This window comes from Streptomyces sp. NPDC002574 (assembly GCF_042889545.1).
GTDB lineage: Bacteria > Actinomycetota > Actinomycetes > Streptomycetales > Streptomycetaceae > Actinacidiphila.
Window position 1 is genome coordinate 560427 of the sequence record NZ_JBIARB010000004.1, and the last position, 20634, is coordinate 581060.

Genomic DNA, 20634 nt, shown 5'->3' on the forward strand with positions numbered 1-20634 from the left:
GCCCGCTCACCCCGCGACCGGGAGCACCACCTCGAAGCGGCAGCCGCCGGGGACGTTGCGGACCGCGGCCCGCCCGTCGTGCGCCTCGACGATGCCGCGCACGATGGCGAGCCCGAGACCGGCGCCCGCCGGGGGTGTGCGCGCGTCCGTTCCCCGCCATCCGGTGTCGAAGACGCGCGGCAGGTCCTCGGCCGGGATGCCGCCGCAGCCGTCTGTCACCGACAGTACGACGGAGTCCTCCGCGCGGTGCGCGGTGACCGCGACGGTCCCGTCGGCCGGAGTGCGGTGAATGGCGTTGACCAGCAGGTTGGCCAGGACGCGGGTCATCTCCCGGCCGTCGACCTCCACCGGCACCGGGTCGCAGGCGCCGTCACGGTCGCCCACGAGCACCACCCCGTGCTCCCGGGCGAGGGCGTCCGCTCCGGCGAGGGCGTCGTCCACGAGGTCGTGGACGGACATCCGGGTCGGTGCCAGGGCGAGCACGCCCGCCTGGATGCGGGAGAGTTCGAAGAGGTCGCCGACCATGCCGGAGAGCCGTTCGACCTCGGCGCGGATGCGGCGGTGGTAGCGCACGGGGTCGTCGACGACCCCGTCCTCCAGGGCCTCGGCCATGGCCCGCAGCCCCGCGAGGGGAGTGCGCAGGTCGTGAGAGATCCAGGCGACGAGTTCGCGCCGCGAGGCCTCCAGGGCGCGCTCGCGCTCGCGTGAGGCGCTGAGTTTGGCGCTGGTGGCGGCCAGTTCGCGGCCGAGCGCGGCGAGTTCCGCGGTGGGCGCGGTGGCGGGCGCCGAGAAGCCGCCCCCGTCCCCGAGGACGCGGGTGGCCTCGGTCAGCGCGCGGCTGCCCGCCACCACCCACCGCCCGAGCAGCAGGGCGACGGTCAGGGAGACGGCCGCCGCGATGGCGCACACCGTCGTGACCACGCCCAGGTCGTGCGAGGACAGGAACATCGCCCAGGCGACCGACAGCGTCCCGGCGAGCATGGCGCCCACCGCCACGGCGGCCACCACCGTGAGCGACAGGGCCAGGGAACGGCGCCGCAGCAACCGCAGGGCGAGCGCGCCGAGCAGGCCGGCGGCGGCCGCGCCGAGGGCGGCGTAGGCGGCGATGAGCAGCAGGTCATGCATCGGCGGCGGCCTCCGTAGCGGGCAGCGTGGGCGGGTCGAAGCGGTAGCCGACGCCCCAGACGGTGCTGATCAGCCGGGGCCGTGCCGGGTCGTCCTCGATCTTCTCGCGCAGCCGGCGCACGTGGACGGTGACCGTCGACAGGTCGCCGAACTCCCATCCCCACACCCGGTGCATGAGCTCCTCGCGGCCCAGCACCCGGCCGGGGTGCTGGAGGAAGAACGCCATCAGTTCGAACTCCCGCAGCGTGAGGGCGAGCTCGACGCCGTCGCGGGTGGCGCGGCGGGCGGCCGGGTCGAGGGTGAGCGGCCCGGACCGCAGCAGCGCGCCGGTGCCCGCGCCGCGGCCCGTGCCGGAAGCGGCCTCGCGGCGGGTGCCTGCGCGGCGCAGCACCGACTCGACGCGCAGGACCAGCTCGCGCGGGCTGAACGGCTTGGTCACGTAGTCGTCCGCGCCGACCTCCAGGCCGAGGATGCGGTCGTCCTCGTCGCCGCGGGCCGTCAGCATGACCACCGGCACCTCGCCGTGCTCGGCGCGGATGCGGCGGCACACCTCGAGACCGTCCAGGCCGGGCAGCATCAGGTCGAGCACGACGAGGTCGGGGCGGGCGGCCGCGGCGCCCGCGAGCGCGGCGTGGCCGTCGGCGGCGCGGTCGACGGTGAAGCCCGCGCGGACGAGGTAGCCGGTCACGACCTCGGCCACGGTGGGGTCGTCGTCCACCACGAGGACTCGGGCGGGGGGTGCGTCGCTGGTCACGCCCCGAGTCTCGCACCGCGCGGGCGCCGGACGGCGGGCCGGTGGCCACCCACAGGGGGGACGTCCGTGTTTCGTAAGGACTGCATGTCCGAAATGCCCGTTCGGTGTTCGTAGGGTGAGGGAGGTGACCGACACCTTCCCCTCCCAGGTCGACGTGATCCTGCCCTGCCTCGACGAGGCCGCCGCGCTCCCGTGGGTGCTGGAGCGCGTCCCGGCCGGCTGGCGGGCCGTCGTCGTCGACAACGGCTCCACCGACGGATCGGCCGCCGTCGCCGAGCGCCTCGGCGCCACCGTCGTGCGCGAACCGCGTCGCGGCTTCGGCGCCGCCTGCCACGCGGGGCTGCTCGCCGCGACCGCCGACGTCGTCTGCTTCTGCGACTGCGACGGCTCCCTCGACCCCGGTCTGCTGCCCTCCGTCGCCGACCCCGTCCGCGCCGGGGACGCGGACCTCGTCCTGGCCCGCCGCCGCCCCACCGGACCGGGCGCGTGGCCACTGCACGCCCGCCTGGCCAACCTGGAGCTCGCCCGGCTGATCCGCCGCCGTACGGGTGTGCACCTGCACGACCTGGGCCCCATGCGTGCCGCCCGCCGCGAGGCACTGCTCGGCCTCGGCCTCACCGACCGCCGCTCCGGCTACCCCCTCCAGATGCTGGTGCGGGCGGCGGACGCGGGCTGGCGGATCCGGGAGACCGAGGTGCCGTACCTGCCGCGCACGGGACGCTCCAAGGTCACCGGGACCTGGCGCGGCACCTGGCACGCGGTGCGCGACATGCGCGCGGTGCTGGCCGAACCGCCGGAACCGCCGCCGGCCCGGCCTCCGGTGGCGTCCCTGGCCGATTCCCCGGCGGGGGAGCGGCGATGACCGCGCACTCACGCGAGGACGAGTCCTGGCCGACGTCCGCCCCGGGCCGCCCTGCCGGCGGTCCCACCACACTGCTGGTCATCGCCAAGGAACCGCTGCCCGGCCGGGTCAAGACCCGGCTCACCCCGCCCTTCACGCCGGAGCGGGCCGCCGCCCTGGCCGCCGCAGCGCTCGCCGACACCCTGCAGACCGTCCTCCGCGTGCCCGCGCGACGCCGCGTGCTGGTGCTGGAGGGCCGCCCCGGGCCGTGGCTGCCGCCCGGGATCGAGGTGGTGCCGCAGGTGGCGGGCGGCTTGGACGAACGCCTCGCGGCGGCCTTCGCGGGCTGCGAAGGACCCGCGCTGCTGGTCGGCATGGACACCCCGCAGATCTGCCCCGACGTCCTCGCGCCCGCACTGGCCGAGGACGCCTGGGCGCACTGCGACGCCTTCCTCGGCCCGGCGGCCGACGGCGGCTTCTGGGCGCTCGGCCTGGCGGTGCCCGACCCGCGCCTGCTGCGCGGGGTGCCGATGTCCACACCGCGGACCGGCGCGTTGCAGGAGCAGCGCCTGCTGGACGCCGGCCTGAGAGTGCGTCACCTCCCGGTCCTGCGGGACGTGGACACCGCCGCCGACGCGCACGCGGTGGCGGTGGCCGCGCCAGGCACCCGGTTCGCGGCGGAGCTGGGCCGGTGACGGCGCCGCCGATCGCGCCCGTGCCGCGGGCCGGTTCCGGTACGAGAACCACGGCGACGGCCTGGGTCGACGACCCGTACGCCCACGCCCTGCGCACCGGGCGCGGCCCGCTCTTCCTGCGGCGTTCGGACGGCTGGCTGCTGCCTCTGGAGGTCGAACGGTGGTGTGCGGAGCCGGACGCCGCCGACTCCGCCCTGCTGCGTCGCTGCCGCGGGCCCGTGCTCGACATCGGCTGCGGGCCCGGCCGTCTCGTCGCCGCGCTCGGCGGACGCGGCCTGCCCGCACTCGGCGTCGACGTCTCCCCGGCGGCCGTCGCCCGGACCCGGGGCGCGGGCGGGGCGGTGCTGCACCGGTCCGTCTTCGACCGCCTCCCCGCCGAGGGCCGCTGGCGCACCGCCCTGCTGGCCGACGGCAACATCGGCATCGGCGGGGACCCGTCCGCCCTGCTCGCCCGCGTCCGCGAACTCCTCGCCCCGGACGGCCGCCTGCTGGCCGAGGCCGCCGCTTACGACGTCGACGAACGCCTCACCGTCCGGGTGGAGGACGCCGGCGGCCGCCACGGCGGCGACTTCCCCTGGGCCCGGCTCGGCACGGCGGCGCTGCGCCGGACGGCGGAGGCGGCGGGCTGGACCGCTGTGGGGGAGTGGTCGGTCGGCGGGCGCTGTTTCGTGGAACTGGCCCGCTGAACGGCGCCGGGGCGCCCCCCGCCTGAGGTCAGGAGGGCTGGGCCGCCGAGAGGGCGGTGACCGCGACGATCCCGTCGCACTCGGCGAACTCCCCGTCGTCCAGGGCGACCTGGTGGCGGCCCGCGCCACCGGGGAGGCCCAGCACCATCGTCGGGTACTGCACCGGCGCCTCACCGGAGGCGCAGTAGCCGTCCCCCTCGCCCTGGACCTGGTGGAACGTCAACGTGACCCACACCCGACCACCCGGGGCCACCGTGACCGGCGCGGAGGTGCCGCTGTGCTCCACGGTCAGCGGCACATTGAGCTCCGGCGAGCCGTTGGCCGCGCCGGCCACCGTGGGGAACCCCTCGACCGTGCAGGCGGTCCCGGACGTGTTCGTGAAGCCCACGATCGCCGCCCCGGTCCCCGTTCCCTGCGGCCGCTGCGCCGCCTGGCGCGCCGGGCCCGCCTCCAGCGACGTGTCCCCGCAGGGGGATCCCGCCGGTGCGTCCGACCCCACCGGCGACGCCGAGGGGTCCGAGGGAGCCGAGGGACTCGAAGAGGACGAAGGCGCCGGAGAGGGCACGGAATCCGACGCGGTCGGCGAAGCCACCGGCGCCGGCGCGCTCGGCGCCCCGCCCGCCGCTGTACCGCCGTCCCGGCATCCGGTCAGCAGCGCCGCCGTCGTGCAGAGCAGCACCGCCGCCACCGCGGCCCCGCGCGTGTTCCTGTGCTCCATGACGTCCCCCAGTCGTTCGGTCCCGGCTCACCGCCGGCGTTCGGCTCGGAACACGCGGACGCCGACGGGGGCGGTTTCCGTGGATACCCGGCTGATACGGAACGGTGACGCATTGCGCTCATGTCGATACGTTCCGGGGTCAACGGTATCGACGCCCCCGTCCCCGTCCCCGCCGCCGTACCCGCCCCAGCGCCACCCCGCACGCTGTCGCGACCGCCACCACGCCCATCGCCAGGCCCCAGTTGCCCACGTAGTCCAGCGGCAGCACCGACGGATTGGCCCCCTGTCCCTGCCGCAGCATCACCGGGAGGGCCACCGCCGTGAGGCAGCCGGCGGCGAGCAGCCCGGCCCGCAGCGGCCTGCGCGCCCGCAGGGGGAGGAGCGCGCCGATGGCGAGCACGAGGGGGACGAGTACGCCGTCGTGCAGGACGACCGCCGCCGCCAGCCAGGTCAGCACGCCCACCGGCGAGCCGACTTCGCGGTCCGTCAGCAACAGGACGGCGCCCAGGGACATCGCCGCCACTCCTGCGACGCCCAGCGCCCCGCGCAGCAGCCGCGACGGGCTCACAGCAGCACCTCCAGCCGGGTGACCCACTTGGTCTGCAGCACGCCGGGCCGGTTCGGGGCGATGATCCGAGCCGGGTAGCCGTGGTCGAGCGCCAGGGGAAGGCCGTTGAGGGCGACGGCGAGCAGGGTCAGCGGGTCGCGGGCGTACGAGGCACCCATCTCGGTGACCGCGTAGGCCCCTTCGGGCTCCAGGGAGACCACGCGCAGGCGCGCGTCCGCCGGGGCACCGGCACGGTCCAGCAGGTCGCGCAGCCGGGCGCCGGTCCAGTGCGCGTTGCGGCTCCAGCCCTCGACGCAGGCGATCGGGAGCACCGCCGAGTGCCGTGCCACCGCGCGCAGTTCGGCGAGCGTCAGCTCGAACGGCCGGGGGCCCACCACCTGGAGCCGCCAGTCGGCCAGCAGGTGCGGGGTGATGCCGGCCGCCGCGGCGGTGCGGTTGACCGGCAGGCCCTGCGGGCCGTGTTCGGGGCTGCGCGGCGCGAAGAGGGCGGCGCGGCCGAGCGGGGTCAGGGACTGGCCGACGGTCGTCAGGGTCACCGCGCCGGTGGCCACCGCCACGGCCGCCACGAAGGACCGCCGGTCCGGGCCGTCGGCCCCGGTCAGCTCCCGCGTGCCGGACGACCGCCGTGACCAGTGCGCCGCGATGACCGGCGCCTTGACCGCCAGGTGCAGCAGCAGCGCGCCGAGGGCCACCCAGGCCAGGGCCCAGTGCGCGGGGCGGAAGTTCCACGGCCACGGGTACCACTGCACGGTGTTGAGCAGCCCCGTCACCAGTTGCAGCAGCACGCTGCCGACCAGCACGCCGACCGACAGCCTCTCCAGCGCGTGGGCGAACGACCGCACCGCGGGCCGGGCGAACAGGCGGGGGTAGACCGTCCATAGTTTCGCCAGGAGCAGCGGCAGGGCGGCGATCCCGCTCGCCACGTGCAGCCCCTGTGTCAGCCGGTAGCCCCACACCGGACGGCTCGGCAGCGCGCCGGCCGCCCATGACGGCGGCTGCTGCAGGTAGTGGCTGACCAGGCCGGTGACGAAGCAGACGGCGATCGCCGCCCCCAGGGCGCGGCCGACCACCGTCGCCGTGCGCGGGTCGTGCAGCCGCCCTGTGAACACCGGGGGCGGCGGCGCCTTGGGCAGCGGGAACCTTGGAGGAAGGACGGGGCGTCTCATGCGTCCCATCACACCGCCCGGGACCCCCGGGAAAGGGCCTCCGACTCCTTACGGAATGCGGACGGACGGCCGCGCGTGACCGCCCGCACCGCCGTGACCTGCGACGGTGGGACACGTGGGTACCCGAACCGCCACCGCAGTCACCGCCGCCCTGCTCGCCGCCCTCACGGCGGTCGTCGCCACGGCCGTCCAGCACGACACGCCCGGCCGCACCCTGCTGCGCCAGGCCGTCGCCTGGGCGCTGTTCGCCGCCGCGGCCGTCGCCGTGCGCAAGGTGCCGGTGCGGCGGGCCGTCGCTCTCGTCGTCGCGGGCGGGGCGGCCCTCGCCCTGGCGGGGCTCGCCGGGCCGCCGGGCACGAGCGACGACATGTACCGCTATGCCTGGGACGGCCGCGTGCAGGCGGCGGGCATCTCCCCATACACATACGCTCCTTCGGCGCCGGAACTAGGCGCGCTGCGCGACCGGTGGCTCTTCCCCGAGGGCGGCGCCTGCCGTGCCTGGGACGAGCATCCGGTCCCCGGTGGCGGCTGCACACTGATCAACCGGCCCACCGTGCACACCATTTACCCGCCCGTCGCCGAGGGCTGGTTCCTCGCCGTGCACGCCCTGTCCCCGGGGGGCGCCCGTCACAAGGCCGTGCAGACCGGCGGTGCGCTGCTGGCCACGGTCACCACCCTCGCCCTGCTCGCCGTGCTCCGGCGGCGCGGCGGCGACCCGCGGCGCGCCGCGTTGTGGGCCTGGTGTCCCGCGGTGCCGATCGAGGCCGTCAACAACGCCCATGTGGACACCCTCGGCGTGCTGCTCCTCGTCCTCGCCCTCGGGGTCACCGGAGCGCGGCGCGGCGCGCTCCTCGGCGCCGCCGTCGCCGTCAAACTCCTGCCCGTCCTCGCCCTGCCGGGCGCGCTGTCGGGGGTCCTTGCCGGGGTGCGGCGTCCGCGCGAGGTGGCGCGCGTGCTGCTGCCCGCCGCGCTCGTCGTCGTCCTCGCCTACCTCCCGTACGTCCTGGCCTCCGGCACTGGTGTCCTCGGTTATCTGCCCGGCTACCTCCAGGAGGAGGGCTACGACTCCGCGCACATCAGGCGCTTCGCGCTGCTGCGCCTCGTCCTGCCCGACGCCGCAGCCGGGTTCGTGGCAGTGGCCGTGGTCGCGGCCACCGCCCTGTACGTGCTGCGCCGCGGCGACCCGGGCCGGCCCTGGAGCGGCGCCCTTCTCGTGACCGGCACGGCGCTGCTCGTCACCTCGCCCTCGTACTCCTGGTACGCGTTGCTGGTCGTCGCCCTCGTCGCGCTCGACGGACGGTGGGAGTGGCTGTCCGTCGCGGCGGCGGGCGCTGTGCTCTACCTCGCCGGTGGCCCCGCGCAACAGGCCGCCTCCTACGGGATCGCGGCCCTTGCCGTCGTCGTCGGTGCGTTCGTACGACATGCGGTGGACCGGCGCCCTCCCGGGCAGAAGGAGAGGTACGACTCGACCGGGGAGGAACCGACCCATGCATTCCGACCGGATACCGCGCACGTCCGCCGCGGTCCTCGCACTGTCCGTCGCCGCGTCACTCTCCGCGTGCAGCGGGGCCGGTGACGCGGGGGGCGGCGGGGACACGGCCGACCCTCCGGCGATCACCGTCAGCCCCGCCTCGGCAGGGCGGCCCGTTCCCACCGACCGCAAGGTGTCCGTACGCGTCACCTCCGGCCGGCTGGACTCCGTACGCGTCACCGCGCCCGGCCCCGGAGCGCTGTCCGGCACCCTCGCCTCCGGCAAGGCCGGCTGGACCTCCACCGGGCATCTCGCGCCGGGCGTCACCTACGACGTCGTCGCCCGCGCCACCGGTGACGACGGCAAGGCGCTCACCAAGCACGTGCGGTTCAGCACCGCCGAGGCCGAGCGCACCTTCGTGGGGGAGTACCACCCGGACAAGGGCACGACCGTGGGCGTCGGCATGCCCGTCTCCATCGTCTTCAACCGGCCCGTCCACGACCGCGCCGCCGTCGAGCGCAAGCTCTCCGTCACCGCGTCGCCCGCCGTCGACGGCTCCTGGAGCTGGATGAAGGACTGGAGCGGCCGCGACCGCGTCGACTGGCGGCCCCGCGCCTTCTGGAAGGCAGGCACCGAGGTCACCCTCCGTATGAACCTCGACGGGGTCGACGCGGGAGGCGGTGTCTACGGCACCCAGAACCGCGTCGTGCACTTCACGATCGGGCACGCCGTCACCACCACCGTCGACACCTCCCGCAAGACCCTCACCCTGCGCCGCGACGGCGAGGTCGTGCGCACCCTCCCGGTCTCCACCGGCAAGCCCGGCTACGAGACCTGGAACGGCACCATGGTCGTCCTGGAGAAGACCCCCAGCATCACCATGAACTCCCGTACCGTGCGCATCTTCGGCCCCGAGGCCTACAACCTCAAGGACGTCAAGTGGGACGTCCGTCTGACCACCTCGGGCACCTTCACCCACGCCGCCCCCTGGAACGACGGCAAGTTCGGGCGGGTCAACGGCAGCCACGGATGCATCGGCATGAGCACCGCCGACGCCAAGTGGTTCTACGAGCACGTCGGCGTCGGCGACCCGGTCACCGTCGTGCACTCCACGGACACCGTCCAGCTCAACAACGGCTACGGCGCCTGGAACGCCGACTGGGCCGACTGGAGCGCCGGCAGCGCCCTGTGACACCGGCCGGTGGCCCGGAGGGGCCCGCACACACGACGGAGCCCGCGCACATGGCGCGGGCTCCGTCGACGACCTACGAGGTGGGACTCCCTTCGCCGGCATGGTCCGGATCAGGTGCTAGGGGTCGCTCTCCGGTCCTTGCCTCTTCCCTGACCTTCAAGCCTCTCAGCACGGCCGTTGATCCCGGTCGCGGGGAAAGTGGGACCTTCCCTGTCTGCTCTCGGTGCTACCGCACTCCCTCGCTCGCCCCGTAGGTCTCTTTCAGCCTAATACCGTTCGCTGTGGACCACCAGGGGCAAATGCCCCGATTTCATGATTTTTGGGGCATGGACACTCCGGCCTCATGCGCTTCCCGCTCAGACGCGGTCGAACGGTTCCGCGTAGCGGAACGCCCCGCTGACCGACGGCGTGTACGCGGCCAGCGGCCGCACCTGGAAGTACGGGCCCCAGGCCGGGTCCGGCGGCGTGATCCGGTAGTCGGTGCTGGCCCGGAAGCCGAAGCGGCCGTAGTACGCGGGGCTGCCCAGCAGCGCCACCAGCGGCTCCCCGAGCGCGTCGGCCGCGCCCAGCACGGTGTGCACCAGGGCGAGCCCGGCCCCGCGCCGCTGGTGCTCCGGGGCCACGCTCAGCGGGCCCAGCGCCGCCACGGGGACCTCGCCCACATGGCCGCGCGTGCACACGACATGCCCGACCACGGTGCCCCCGTCGTCGGTCGCCACCAGCGACAGCGGGGGCAGCCACGCGCCCGACTCCCGCAACTCCGCGAGCAGCGTGGCCTCCACGGGCACCTCGGCGCCCGGTTTCGCGAAGGCGGCCGCGGTCAGCGCGTGCACGGCGGCCAGGTCTTCCGAAGTTTCCCGTCGGATCAGCACCCGGGCAGTCTCCGGTCCGCAGGCCTGCCCGGCAACTCGTTTTCCCCGGAGGGCCGAAGCCGAGGGCCGCCGGCCTCAGCCGCCGCCGACGACCAGTCCGCGGGGCCCGCCGCCGGGCACCTCGCCGGGGAAGGGGCCGCGCAACAGAGTGACGAGGCCGTGGGCGAGGTCGTCGCGCCAGCAGAGGTAGTCGTGGCCGCCGTTGTACTCGTGGTGGGCGACCTCGTAGCCCTTGGCGCTGAGGGCGTCGCGCAGCCGGCGGCCGGCGGCCGGTACGCCCCACTCCTGGAGGCCGGCGGACAGGTGGAAGCGGACGGGCCTGCGGGCGAGGGCCCGGACGCGGCCGGTCAGCCATTCCTCCGGGCAGTCCCCCTCGCGCCGGGCCGCCGGCCACCAGAAGGCACCCGACTGGGCCAGGACGTTGCCGAAGCGCTCCGGACGCCGCAGCGCGGCGTAGGCCGCGGCCAGGCCGCCGAGCCCCTGGCCCGCGACGACGGTCCTCGACGGGTCGCCGGTGACGGGCCGGCGACGAGCCGCCCAGGGCAGCAACTCGTCGGTCAGGAAGGCCACGAAGCGTTCGTCGCAGGCGAGTTCGCGGCGGCGGGTGTCGCTGTCCAGCGCGTCCGGCAGAAGGGCGACCAGCGGCGGCAGCAGACGCGTGCGGATCAGCTCGTCGAGCAGCCCGGCGATGCCCAGTTGCTGCCACACGTCGCCGTCCAGCAGGACCACGACGGGGAGCCCGGCCAGGTCCTCGTGGCCGGCCGGCGCGTACGCCCACACCCGCCGCCAGTTGTGCAGATGGCCGCTGCGCAGCGTGTGCATCGACAACTCGCCGGTCCCGGCGCCGGGGTGGGCCCGGCCGCCGCCGAGTGCCACGGGGGCGGCCGGGAGGGCCACCACGGACAGCGGGTCCGCGCCCCAACGGCTGGGGAACACGGCCCGGTTGAGGGGGTCGCGCCGGGGATGGCGGCGCAGCCGCCGCAGGTACGCCTGTCTCGCGCCGGGCGCGTCACCGACGCCCCCTGACAGGGGGTCGCCCTGCTCGGCGCTCTCGCCGCCGTCGTCGCCGTCGTCCACGCACAGCGCGTAGGTGGCACGCCAGTCGGTCCGCATCCGTATCGTCCAGTGCCACACGTCCGTGCCCGGGACGCGGGCCATCAGGTTGCCCGCCAGGTCGTCGGGGTCGACCACCTGGTTGGGCAGCACGAGGACCGCGCGCGTCGCGGCCGTACCCCGCCACAGGAAGGTGACGGCGGCGTGCCCCGGGTCACCGTCGACGGCCTCGACCAGGGGCGTTCCCTCGGCCTCCACGGCGCGCCAGAAGTCGCCCTCCCGATCGGGGCGTTCGGTGAGCGCCGCGATCCGCGGGCTGCGGGCGCGCTCCACCGGCACGGGCCGGGGGAAGCGCGGCGCGCGCAGCGACGTGTTGGACGGCGGGCTCCACATCGCGGACAGCATGATCGGCAAACCCTCCTGGACGTCTCCGATGGCAAAGGACATTTAAAGTCACTCCCTCCTCAACCTGAAGTCGCCGTGAGGCCCGTCGCACCGTGACCAAACCCCTGTCGGCGCGGACCGATCCGGGGTTCCATGTCCTCACCTGCCCATCGGCGCCGAAGAGAGGGAGCCTCTTGGCCACCACCGTGCGACGCAGCACCCTCACCCTCCCCGCAGCCCCGCTCGGCCCGGAGAACCCGCTGCCCGCCCTGCGCGCCCCGCTCGAACTGCAGGTGCTCGACGAAGCGGAGAGCGCCGCGGTACCGCCCGCGATGGCCCGCCGCATCGCCTACGGGCACCTGCGCACGCTGCTCCCCGTACCGCGCCTGGACGGCTACACGCGCGAGCGCACGCCCACCGCCCTCGACGCCGTGGTCATCGAGAACGACCGGCTGCGCGCCACCGTCCTGCCCGGGCTCGGCGGCCGTCTGTACGCGCTGCACCACAAGCCGACCGGCCGGGAACTGCTGCACGTCAACCCGGTCCTGCAGTTCGCCGACTTCGGGCTCGCCGGGGCCTGGTTCTCCGGCGGCGTCGAATGGAACCCGGGGGCCACCGGTCACACCACGATGACCTGCGCCCCGCTGCACGCCGCCCGCGTTCCCGCGCCCGACGGCGGCGAGATGCTGCGCCTTTGGGAATGGGAACGGCTGCGCGACCTGCCGTACCAGATCGACCTGTGGCTTCCCGACGGCTCCGACTTCCTCTACGCCGGTGTCCGTGTCCGCAATCCTCACCACCGGACCGTTCCCCTCTACTGGTGGTCCAACACCGCCGTCCCTCAGACACCGGGCACCCGGGTCCTCGCCCCCGCGGATCACGCCTGGCACTTCGGTTCCCACCGGTCGCTGCACCGGGTGCCCGTTCCGGAGGAGCCCACCGCGTCCGAGCACCCGGCCGACTGGTTCTACGACCTGCCCGACGGCACCCGCCCCTGGATCGCCGCACTCGGCGCGGACGGCCACGGCCTCGTCCAGGCCTCCACCGACACGCTGCGCGGCCGCAAGCTCTTCGTCTGGGGCCAGGGCCGCGGCGGCCGCCGCTGGCAGCGCTGGCTCGCGGGCGACAGCGGGACCGGCGGCTACCTGGAGATCCAGGCCGGTCTCGCCCCCACCCAGCTCGAGCACCTGCCGCTGGCCCCGGGCGCCGACGTCTCCTGGCTGGAGGCCTACGGCCCCCTCGACACCGCGCCGGACGCCGGCGCGGGCGACATCGAGGCCCACCTCGAGGCCGCCCTCCCGCGGGAGCGGGTGCGCGCCGCGTACGAGGCATGGCTCCCCTCCGCCGACGCCGAACCCAAGGACGTCCTCGCCACCGGCTCCGGCTGGGGCGCCCTGGAGGTGCTGCGCGGCCACCACGACCTGCCCGGCACGCCGTTCGCCCCCGACACCATGGGCGAGCAGCAGAAGCCGTGGCTGGAACTGCTCCTCGCCGGTGTGTTCCCCAAGGCCCCCGGCGACGACGCCGTGCCCGGACCCGCGCTCGTCTCGCCCGAATGGCGCGAACTCCTGGAGACCGCGGGCACGTACGACGGCAACGAGTGGTACCTCGACCACCACCTCGGCCTGGCCCAGTGGGACGCCGGCGACCGCGCCCAGGCCGTCCGCAGCTGGGAGCGCTCCGCCGCCCGCACCCGCTCCTGGCTGCCCCTGCACTGCCTCGCGGCCGCCGACCGGGCCGACGGCAACCACGCGCGCGCGGCGGAGCGTTACCTCGACGCCGTCCGCGTCCAGGCGGAGGGGACCTGCCCGTACACCGTCCGGGCCGCCCTCGCCCGCGAGGCCGTCCCCGCCCTGCTCGCGGCCGGCCGCCCCGCCGACGCCGCCGCCGTCCTCACGAACCTGCCCGCCGACATCCTCGCCCGTGGCCGCTTCCGCCTCCTGCACGCCCAAGTCCTGGCCGCGCAGGGCGACATCGCGGGGGCCAGGGCGGTCTTCGACGCCGGCTTCACCGTCGACGACCTGCGGGAGGGCGAGGACTCCCTCCACCTGACCTGGCAGTCCGTCGCCGGTGGCGACGAACCGCTGCCCGAGGCCTACGACTTCCGGATGGCGCCACCGGCGTGATCCGCCCCGCGACGCAGGACGCCCGCCCCGGGGACCACGAGGGTCCCGGGACGGGCGCCTGGGCGGGCCGGGCGGTGATCAGCCCTTCGTCACCGTCAGGGTGACGGAGCCGGTGTGCGCACCCGACTCGACGGAGATCTCGACCGTGCCGGCGTGGCGGGCCTCGACCTCACCGGTGACCTCGTCGACGGTGGCCACGTGGGTGTCCGAGCTCCGCCACACGTGCGAGGCGGGGTCGGCGATCGGCACATGCAGCGCCGCGAGGTCGTCGCCGGTCGGCGTCGTCCCGGTGGCGGTCAGCCGTACCGACTGGCGCGGCTCCAGCGTCGTGTCCGGGCTGGTCACGTCGATGTCGGTCAGCGTGGGCTCCACCGAGAACCGGACCGTTCCGTCCGGCATCACGTGGAAGAGCGCGTAGTTGTAGAACCCGCCCTCCTCCACCGGTGCGTAGGCCGGCATGCCCGCGTCGGCGATGACGAAGTTCGGCACGCCGTGCGGGTCGTCCTGGCCCAGGCCGTTGAGGATGTTCTCGGCGAACCCGCGGGCGTGGCCGAACAGCATCATGACGTGCACGCCGGGGTGGGAGTCCTGGTACTTGTTGACCAGCGCCTCGTACATCTGCGCCTCCCACCGGTCGGCGAACTGGCTGTTCTTCACCGCGTGCGGGTCGAACGCCGGCATGTGGGTGACCACGAAGAGCACCGGCGAGGTGTTCGCGGTGAGCTGGTCGGCCAGCCACTGGTACTGCGGCGGGTCGTTGGCCGGGACCTGGAACGGATCGGAGGCCAGGATGCCGCCGTGCGAGTTGTCGGTGACGACGACATTGGCCGCGCCCTGCGTGTACGCGTAGTGCGTCGCGCCGAACAGGCTCGTCCAGTTCTTGTTCTCCGGGTCGGCGCCCTGCGTGATCTCGTGGTTGCCGACCATCTCGTGGTACGGCACGCCCGCGTCCAGCAGCGACTTCATGTACGACAGGTACGGCAGGGTGCCGTTGTCGCTCATGTCACCGAGCGCCTGCAGCGACAGCGGGCCGGTGAGGCTCTGCGGGAGCCCCTTCAGCTCGTCCTCGTCCTGCTTGAGCACCACGCTTCCGGTGGAACCCGGGTCGTCGGCCTTGGTGTGCGCGTCGTCCAGCGCGGCGATCGTGGTGCCGCCGTCGGCGAAGGACGCCTTGTCCTCGGCGAACTTCAGCCAGTCCGGGTTGTCCGGGACCGGCACGTAGGTCGGCTTGGCCGGCGGCCGCGGAGAGTAGAGCGCCTGAAGGTCGCTCAGGTACAGATCGCCCGAGAGGGTCTCGGTCGGGCTGACGACCAGGAAGTCGACGAAGCCCAGGGTCAGCGGGTACTGCAGACCGGCGGGCAGGTCGGCGACGATCAGACGCCAGCCGTCGTGCGTCACGGTGGACGGGTAGAAGGTGACGGCCTGGCCGTTGACCTGGCTGTACGACTCGGCCAGCGTCAGGTTGCCGGCGCCCAGCGGGGTGCCGTTGCCGCCCTTGCCCGTGCCCTTGACCCAGATGCCGACGGCCTCGGGCTGCTGGGTCGTGCCGGCGGGCGGGAAGGCGTGCTTGACCTTCGGGGAGATCACGATCTGCTTGACGCCGCTGCCGGCCGGGATGGAGTAGTGCACGGCCATCGAGCCGGCGTCCGAGGGCTGCGCCTTCTCGGTGGTCGACAGGGACACGCTGGCGGTCGCGCTGTGCGGGGTGAGCGACCAGTTGTCGACGTCGGTCATCGGCTCGATGAGGTCGGAGCGCTGCCCGACCGCGACCGAGGCGGTGACGCTCGCCCCTCCGGCGGCGGCGGTGACGGTCGCCATGCCCTCGCCGTCGGCGGCCGCGGTGAAGACGCCCGTGGCCGGGTCGACAGAGCCGAGGCCGGACGGGGTGACCGTCCACTTCAGCGAGCCCGGCAGCAGCGCGACCGGGTCGTGGTCGGCCGTGACGGCGCTGACCGAGAACGCCTGCGTTCCGAGGTTCCGCAGGTTGGACGTCGTCGGGCTGATCGTGGCGGACGCCAACGTGTCGGTCACCAGCAGGTCGACGTCGTCATCGGCCTTGCCGGAGCGCACCGTGACGGTGCCCTGTCCCGGCCGGTCGGCGGCGGTGATCGTCGTACCGTCCGCGTCCGTTCGCACGGTCGCCAGGTCCGACGGGGAGACCGACAGGCTCACCGGGTCGGAGGCCGGGTTGCGCTTCTTGTCCGTGGCGTAGGCGTCCAGCGGCAGGGTGCTGCCGGTGAGCATGGCCAGCGAGCGGCCGCCGTTGACGACCGCGCGCTCGGCGGGCTCGGGAGCGGTCTCGGTGGAGTAGAAGAACAGGCCGTTGGCGACGGGGCGCTCATGGCCGTCCGAGGGCCAGTTGGCGACGGTGGCCCGGGTCTGTCCGGGGCGGCGGGCGACCATTTCGCTGGAGCCGCCGGTGTCGAACAGGATGGCGTTGTACGCGCCGTGGTCCATCATCCAGCCGGCGATCTGCGGCCGGGTCAGGCCCTCGGCGGTGTCCTCGGGCTGGTGGCCGTCGAAGACCGCGACGACGGCGTTCCTGCCGTCCTGGGTGACGCCGAGCGCGGTGACCGGGTCGTTGATGTTGTTCTCGCCGCTGCCCTGCAACGGCACTGCGCGTACGCCGTTCTTGACCAGGACGGCGCCGCCGGACAGCGCCTGCTGCGGCGCGTTGTCCGGGCTGATCCTCTCGGCGACGGACACCCGGTCACCGGCGTGCACGTTGGCCGTCAGCCACGTTCCCGCGGCGCCGTTGCCGACCAGGTCCTCGGTGCCCTCGGGCAGCGTGGCGAGGTTCTTGACGTTCGGCGTGACCGTGTCGACCACCAGGACACCGGCGTCGGAGGGGTCGCGGTGCGCGGCGACCACGACGGAGGCCGCGATGGTCCCGGCGGCCCCGAGGTCGGGGGTGAGCCGGACCAGCTTGTGGGACGCGATGTCCTCGACGGTGTTGACCGAGGTGAGCGGGAAGCTCACCGGGCCGTCGGTCACGGTGGCGCTGTAGGACTCCGCGCCCATGCCGATCGAGCCGTCGGCCCGGACGACGAGGTTCATGTTCCAGCTCGGGCTGGGGCTCTTGACCAGCCGGCCGTCGATGACGACCATGCCCTGCGGGCGGCCCGTGGCGTTGATGTTGAAGAAGTCGCCGTTGATGCCCGCGACGGCGCCCGTGCGGTTCGCCATCGAGGAGACGACCTCGCTCGGCGGGTCGGTCAGCCGGTCGTGGGACTCGACCACGCCCATCCGGACGTTCTTCTCGGTGAGGTCGACGTCGAGCTCGGTGGCGTGCTGCGTGCCGCCCACGGTCTGGTACGTGTCGGTGTGGTACTGGATCCCGCGGGTGACCCATTCGTCGGGCGTCCGGGACGCGTTGACGACGAGCGGCCACTGGTCCGGAGACTTCGGCAGCCAGTCCTGGCTGTCCGCGGCCTTGGCGCCGGGGCCGGGCACGACCGCGTCCGACTGCGCGGACGCACTGCCCGCCGCCAGGACGCCGCCCAACAGCACGGTGGCCGTGGCGAGCGACAGGGCAGTCGTGCCCCGGCCTCTTCCGCCAGGCGGAGTGGGCCCGTTGGGGCTTCTCTTTGACAACGTTGTCTCCATGAAGTGACGAAGCGTGGTGCGGGCGCGGGTGCGTGAATTCGTCCCGCGCTGGGGGATGTACGTTGCAAGATTTCTTGATCCCGGTGGCGGCCCGATGAAACTTTCCCGACGGACGGAATAAGGTCTGGACCGCCATTGGTGTAGACCGCACGTACCCTTGGGCCGGGCGCCGCGCCGGCCGGGACGCGCGCGAGCGGATCCGCGGCTCCGACTCCGGCCACCACGTGGGCAGTTGGGACGGCCGAGCCGCACGGGCGTCCGCCACGACCCGGGGTTCGGGGGTCGCGCGGGCCGATGCCGGCGGGCGCCGCCGTACGGATTTTCGCGGGGGCGCCACGCATGGGCCTCCCGTCGCTGGGCAGGCGCAGCCCCCGAGTCACTCCACACAGCGCACGCATGAGAAGGGAACGGCCATGACCGACTTCAGCGCCCCCAACGGCGCCCAGCCGCCGGCACAGCGCGCCCTGCACGAGATCGCCACGGGCGGTGACAACGCCACCGCGCTCAGCACCCTCGCGGCCAGTGACGTGCTGCTCCCGGTCCCCGGGCCGCCGGAGGAGGCCGCGGGCGGCGACGCCGCGGAGCAGGAGACGATCAGCCTGCCGGTGTTCGAGCAGGAGGACGGCACGAAGCTGGTGCCGGTCTTCACCTCGGAGGTGCGTCTCGCCCACGCCCTGCCCAACGCCAGGGGCTACCGCATACTGCCCCTGTCCGCGCTGAGCAGCGGCTGGCCCTCGGACGAGCTCACGCTGTCCATCGACGCGGGGTCGCCGGACACCCTCACCATCAAGGGCGAAGGGGTCCGGGCTCTCGCGGGCCTGTCCGGCTGAGCCGGGCATCCCGGGGACACACGGACACTGCCCCCGGTCGGCGGCGGCCGGCCGGGGGCAACGTCGTGTCCGGGGGCGCCGGGAGGGCGCCGAACCCCCTACATCGGGCGGTAGACGGTCAGGGCCTCGTTCACCTTGTCGACGAGCAGTTCGCCCGGGGCGGGCGCGACCTCGCCGTCCGTGGCCAGCCGGGTCCCCGGCACGATGCCGCCCAGGCGCACCCGTCGCAGCAGTGCGGTGGTCGAGCCGGTGACGGCGGCGGCGAGCAGCCGGGTCCTGGCGTACGGGCTGCCGGGGACCATGCGGACGTCGAGCTGCCCGTCGGCCAGGTTGCGGCGGCGCACGGGGGCCGGCCCGAGGCTGCGGTAGGCGCCGTTGCCGGCGAAGAGCATCCACACCGAGTGGCGGCGCCCGTTGATGTCGACGTCGAGCGGGCTGGAGGTCCGCAGGACGTGGACCGCGGCGAGGATGCCGGCCGGCCAGCTGCCCACGCGGCGGGACCAGCGCTCGCGGTAGCGGACGAGCTCCGGGTACACCCCGATGCTGAAGGTGTTGAGGAACAGCGAGGGCCGCGCGGCGGCACTGCCGTCCGCGTCCACCGGCGTGATCCGGGCGACGTCGGCGGAGATGGCCGTGCCCGCCTCCACGGCGCGCGCCGCGTCGTCGATCGACTCGATCGCCAGGTCCATCGCGAAGTGGTTGTACGTGCCGCCGGGGGAGACCATGAGCGGCACGCGGTGGCGCAGGGCGATCTCCGCCGCGAGGCGGACGCTGCCGTCGCCGCCGTGCACGCCGAGCGCGCCGCCGGCCTCGGCGGCCTGTCGCGCCGCCTTCTCCAGCATCTCCGCGAGGTCGTCGTCCTCGGAGCACTCCTCGACCACGGCCTCCGGCAGCACCGACCGCAGCCGGTCCGCGGGCATGCCCAGCAGAGGCGGGGGGCCGGAGACCTCGTTGACCACCACGTACAGGCCGCGCCCGCCCGGGAGGGCGGGCGCGTCGGCCTGTGGTGTGGGCGGGACGGCGAGGTCCTGGCCGGTCGGCACGAGACCGCGCACGGCCAGTGCCGCGCCGGCGCCGAGCGTCATCCCGGCGAGCACGTCGCTGGGGTAGTGCACGCCCGTGTAGACCCGGGAGAACGCCACCGACCAGGCGAGCGGCGCCACGACCGCCCCCCAGCGGGGCGACTCGACGGCCACCCCCGCCGCAAAGGCGACCGCGGAGGCCGCGTGCCCGGAGGGGAAGGACGTGCTGCCGGGCTGCCGCGACAGGCGCCGGATCACCGGGACGGAGTCCAGCACCGGGCGGGCCCGGCGCACCGCGCCCTTGCCGACGGTGTTGACCACCGCCGAGGCGAGGGCGAGCGACCCCACGCCGCGCAGCGCGGCCCGCCGTCCCTGGCGGCCGCCCACCATCGCGATGCCGGCGGCCACGCCGAACCACAGCGCGCCGTGGTTGGCGGCTCGGCTCAGCCGGGGCAGCACGGGCTCGGCGGCCGGCCACTCCCGTGTCGCGACGCGCAGGAACAGCTCCTTGTCCCACGCGCTCAGCTTCGGGCGCACATCGACTCCCTCCTGATCGGTTCCACTGCCGGGTGCGGTGCGTCCGGGGTCAGCCCTGCGGGCCCATCCCCAGCGTCCGTACGACGTCCTGGACGTTGGAGTACCGCCGGTTGTCGCCCGGCAGGCCGTCCACCAGGTCGGTGAGCGGGTCGGGCGCGTGGTGGTCGCGCAGCGTGCGCAGCAGGTCGCCGCGGCGCGCCGGGAACGTCTTGCGGGTCAGGTGGCGGGCCAGTTCGAACCGCAGCGACGGGCCGTCCGTGGCACCGGCCAGGACGGGTCCGTTCACGACCGCGAGGTCGTCGTCGGCGGCCGGCTCGGGGTCCTGCCACTCGTCGACCCGGGTCGGATGCCCGGAGCGCAGCAGTCCGCGCAGTTCGTGCTTCATCTCGTCGTCTCGGTGGACGCTCAGGCGGTCGCTTCCTCGTTGCACGATGGCTCCTTTCCTCGGGGGGCCGGGTACTTCATCGTCTACCCGTTCGCGGCGTTGAATGCCTGCCGAATGCGGCACGAAGCGGATGAATCGGGTCCTCCTGGGTACCAAACGTGCGAGGCCACCGGCAGCGAAAGGAAGGTGCGCGGCCCATGAGCCCATACCGCGGCGGGGTCGACCCCGCAGACCTGGACGAACGGCAGCTTGTGCACGAACTGGAGTCGGTGCACCGCACCCGGCACGAGACGCTGCTCTACGGATCCCCGTCGGCCCTGGACGCCCACAACTCGCGCATGGTGGCGCTCGAAGGGGAGTACCTGCGCCGCCACCCGCAGCGGATGGTCGCCCCCGGCCGGACCCGCGCCGGGGCACGGGCCCGGGTCCTGCAGATGCCGGCGCAGTCCACGTCCGCGCAGTAGCCGCGGCGCGCGGCGGGCCGCCGGGGGAGCGGCGGGACGACTTCCCTCCCGACATCGGGGTGTGGGGGGGGGGGGGGGGCCCCCCCCCCCCCCCCCGAGGTGACCCGGGGCCGGGGGGTACACCCCGCACCACCGGAAC

General features: G+C 74.5%; 18 protein-coding genes and 1 riboswitch. Of the genes, 8 read left to right on the forward strand and 10 right to left on the reverse strand.

The annotated features are described in order from the left end of the window. Nucleotides 1–6: 6 nt before the first annotated feature. The gene (locus ACFYXS_RS12290; protein ID WP_389246765.1) at nt 7–1125 is read right to left on the reverse strand and encodes a sensor histidine kinase; all 1119 of its coding nucleotides are present in this window, start codon (nt 1123–1125) and stop codon (nt 7–9) included. Next, entirely contained in the window at nt 1118–1879 is a 762-nt protein-coding gene (locus ACFYXS_RS12295; protein WP_389246767.1) for a response regulator transcription factor, read from the reverse strand. The genes ACFYXS_RS12290 and ACFYXS_RS12295 overlap by 8 nt, the downstream gene beginning before the upstream one ends. Nucleotides 1880–1994: 115 nt before the next feature. Between ACFYXS_RS12295 and ACFYXS_RS12300 the strand changes: the two genes are divergently transcribed. From ACFYXS_RS12300 to ACFYXS_RS12310, 3 genes are read left to right on the forward strand one after another with little or no spacing between them, the layout of a single operon-like run. Beyond that, complete coding sequence (locus tag ACFYXS_RS12300) at nt 1995–2741, forward strand: glycosyltransferase family 2 protein (RefSeq protein WP_389246769.1); 747 nt, start codon at nt 1995–1997, stop codon at nt 2739–2741. After that, on the forward strand, nt 2738–3415 hold the full coding sequence (locus tag ACFYXS_RS12305) for a DUF2064 domain-containing protein (RefSeq protein WP_389246771.1): 678 nt from the start codon (nt 2738–2740) through the stop codon (nt 3413–3415). The genes ACFYXS_RS12300 and ACFYXS_RS12305 overlap by 4 nt, the downstream gene beginning before the upstream one ends. Beyond that, the gene (locus ACFYXS_RS12310; RefSeq protein WP_389246773.1) at nt 3412–4101 is read left to right on the forward strand and encodes a methyltransferase domain-containing protein; all 690 of its coding nucleotides are present in this window, start codon (nt 3412–3414) and stop codon (nt 4099–4101) included. The genes ACFYXS_RS12305 and ACFYXS_RS12310 overlap by 4 nt, the downstream gene beginning before the upstream one ends. Before the next feature lie 28 nt (nt 4102–4129). Here ACFYXS_RS12310 and ACFYXS_RS12315 read toward each other — a convergent pair whose 3' ends face one another. The 3 genes from ACFYXS_RS12315 to ACFYXS_RS12325 form a co-directional block, all read right to left on the reverse strand. Then, a complete protein-coding gene (locus ACFYXS_RS12315; RefSeq protein WP_389246775.1) occupies nt 4130–4600 on the reverse strand; it encodes a DUF4232 domain-containing protein in 471 nt (156 codons plus the stop codon). Nucleotides 4601–4958: 358 nt separating this feature from the next. Then, nucleotides 4959–5387 carry a hypothetical protein gene (locus ACFYXS_RS12320; RefSeq protein ID WP_389246777.1) on the reverse strand — a complete coding sequence of 143 codons (429 nt, stop codon included), beginning with the start codon at nt 5385–5387 and terminating at the stop codon, nt 4959–4961. Continuing rightward, nucleotides 5384–6553 (reverse strand): molybdopterin-dependent oxidoreductase, encoded by a 1170-nt coding sequence (locus ACFYXS_RS12325; RefSeq protein WP_389246779.1) that lies wholly within the window; start codon nt 6551–6553, stop codon nt 5384–5386. Before ACFYXS_RS12325 ends, ACFYXS_RS12320 begins: the two co-directional genes overlap by 4 nt. Before the next feature lie 115 nt (nt 6554–6668). On the opposite strand from ACFYXS_RS12325, the gene ACFYXS_RS12330 reads away from it, so the two are divergent. Then, nucleotides 6669–8129 carry a glycosyltransferase 87 family protein gene (locus ACFYXS_RS12330; protein WP_389246781.1) on the forward strand — a complete coding sequence of 487 codons (1461 nt, stop codon included), beginning with the start codon at nt 6669–6671 and terminating at the stop codon, nt 8127–8129. Further along, the gene (locus ACFYXS_RS12335; protein WP_389246783.1) at nt 8041–9216 is read left to right on the forward strand and encodes an Ig-like domain-containing protein; all 1176 of its coding nucleotides are present in this window, start codon (nt 8041–8043) and stop codon (nt 9214–9216) included. The genes ACFYXS_RS12330 and ACFYXS_RS12335 overlap by 89 nt, the downstream gene beginning before the upstream one ends. A gap of 70 nt (nt 9217–9286) precedes the next feature. Continuing rightward, nucleotides 9287–9438, reverse strand: a riboswitch (TPP riboswitch). Between the two features lie 134 nt (nt 9439–9572). Here ACFYXS_RS12335 and ACFYXS_RS12340 read toward each other — a convergent pair. Together ACFYXS_RS12340 and fes are read right to left on the reverse strand one after the other, a co-directional pair. After that, nucleotides 9573–10088 carry a GNAT family N-acetyltransferase gene (locus tag ACFYXS_RS12340; protein WP_389246785.1) on the reverse strand — a complete coding sequence of 172 codons (516 nt, stop codon included), beginning with the start codon at nt 10086–10088 and terminating at the stop codon, nt 9573–9575. Between the two features lie 75 nt (nt 10089–10163). Further along, nucleotides 10164–11588, reverse strand: coding sequence for an enterochelin esterase (gene fes, locus ACFYXS_RS12345; protein ID WP_389246788.1), 1425 nt, complete (start codon nt 11586–11588; stop codon nt 10164–10166). Between the two features lie 131 nt (nt 11589–11719). Between fes and ACFYXS_RS12350 the strand changes: the two genes are divergently transcribed. Further along, nucleotides 11720–13651 carry a DUF5107 domain-containing protein gene (locus tag ACFYXS_RS12350; RefSeq protein WP_389246790.1) on the forward strand — a complete coding sequence of 644 codons (1932 nt, stop codon included), beginning with the start codon at nt 11720–11722 and terminating at the stop codon, nt 13649–13651. Nucleotides 13652–13729: 78 nt separating this feature from the next. On the opposite strand, the gene ACFYXS_RS12355 is transcribed toward ACFYXS_RS12350, so the two are convergent. Beyond that, complete coding sequence (locus tag ACFYXS_RS12355) at nt 13730–17245, reverse strand: phosphodiester glycosidase family protein (RefSeq protein WP_389246792.1); 3516 nt, start codon at nt 17243–17245, stop codon at nt 13730–13732. Nucleotides 17246–17670: 425 nt separating this feature from the next. Here ACFYXS_RS12355 and ACFYXS_RS12360 point away from each other — a divergent pair, with 425 nt between their 5' ends. Continuing rightward, entirely contained in the window at nt 17671–18087 is a 417-nt protein-coding gene (locus ACFYXS_RS12360) for an SseB family protein (RefSeq protein WP_389246794.1), read from the forward strand. A gap of 98 nt (nt 18088–18185) precedes the next feature. Here the strand turns inward: ACFYXS_RS12360 and ACFYXS_RS12365 are convergent, their stop codons facing one another. Next, a complete protein-coding gene (locus ACFYXS_RS12365) occupies nt 18186–19646 on the reverse strand; it encodes a phosphatase PAP2 family protein (protein WP_389246797.1) in 1461 nt (486 codons plus the stop codon). Between the two features lie 49 nt (nt 19647–19695). Next, nucleotides 19696–20076, reverse strand: a complete 381-nt coding sequence (locus ACFYXS_RS12370; protein WP_389246799.1) for a DUF2795 domain-containing protein — start codon at nt 20074–20076, stop codon at nt 19696–19698. Between the two features lie 152 nt (nt 20077–20228). Here ACFYXS_RS12370 and ACFYXS_RS12375 point away from each other — a divergent pair, with 152 nt between their 5' ends. Continuing rightward, nucleotides 20229–20495 carry a DUF6158 family protein gene (locus ACFYXS_RS12375; RefSeq protein WP_389246801.1) on the forward strand — a complete coding sequence of 89 codons (267 nt, stop codon included), beginning with the start codon at nt 20229–20231 and terminating at the stop codon, nt 20493–20495. Nucleotides 20496–20634 lie beyond the last annotated feature (139 nt).

Bases quoted from the DNA above. Each gene is read 5' to 3' on its own strand.
- ACFYXS_RS12290 (WP_389246765.1), bottom strand. From the start codon at position 1,125: ATGCATGACCTGCTGCTCATCGCCGCCTACGCCGCCCTCGGCGCGGCC.
- ACFYXS_RS12305 (WP_389246771.1), top strand. From the start codon at position 2,738: ATGACCGCGCACTCACGCGAGGACGAGTCCTGGCCGACGTCCGCCCCG.
- ACFYXS_RS12325 (WP_389246779.1), bottom strand. From the start codon at position 6,553: ATGAGACGCCCCGTCCTTCCTCCAAGGTTCCCGCTGCCCAAGGCGCCG.
- ACFYXS_RS12335 (WP_389246783.1), top strand. From the start codon at position 8,041: ATGCATTCCGACCGGATACCGCGCACGTCCGCCGCGGTCCTCGCACTG.
- fes (WP_389246788.1), bottom strand. From the start codon at position 11,588: ATGTCCTTTGCCATCGGAGACGTCCAGGAGGGTTTGCCGATCATGCTG.
- ACFYXS_RS12360 (WP_389246794.1), top strand. From the start codon at position 17,671: ATGACCGACTTCAGCGCCCCCAACGGCGCCCAGCCGCCGGCACAGCGC.
- ACFYXS_RS12375 (WP_389246801.1), top strand. From the start codon at position 20,229: ATGAGCCCATACCGCGGCGGGGTCGACCCCGCAGACCTGGACGAACGG.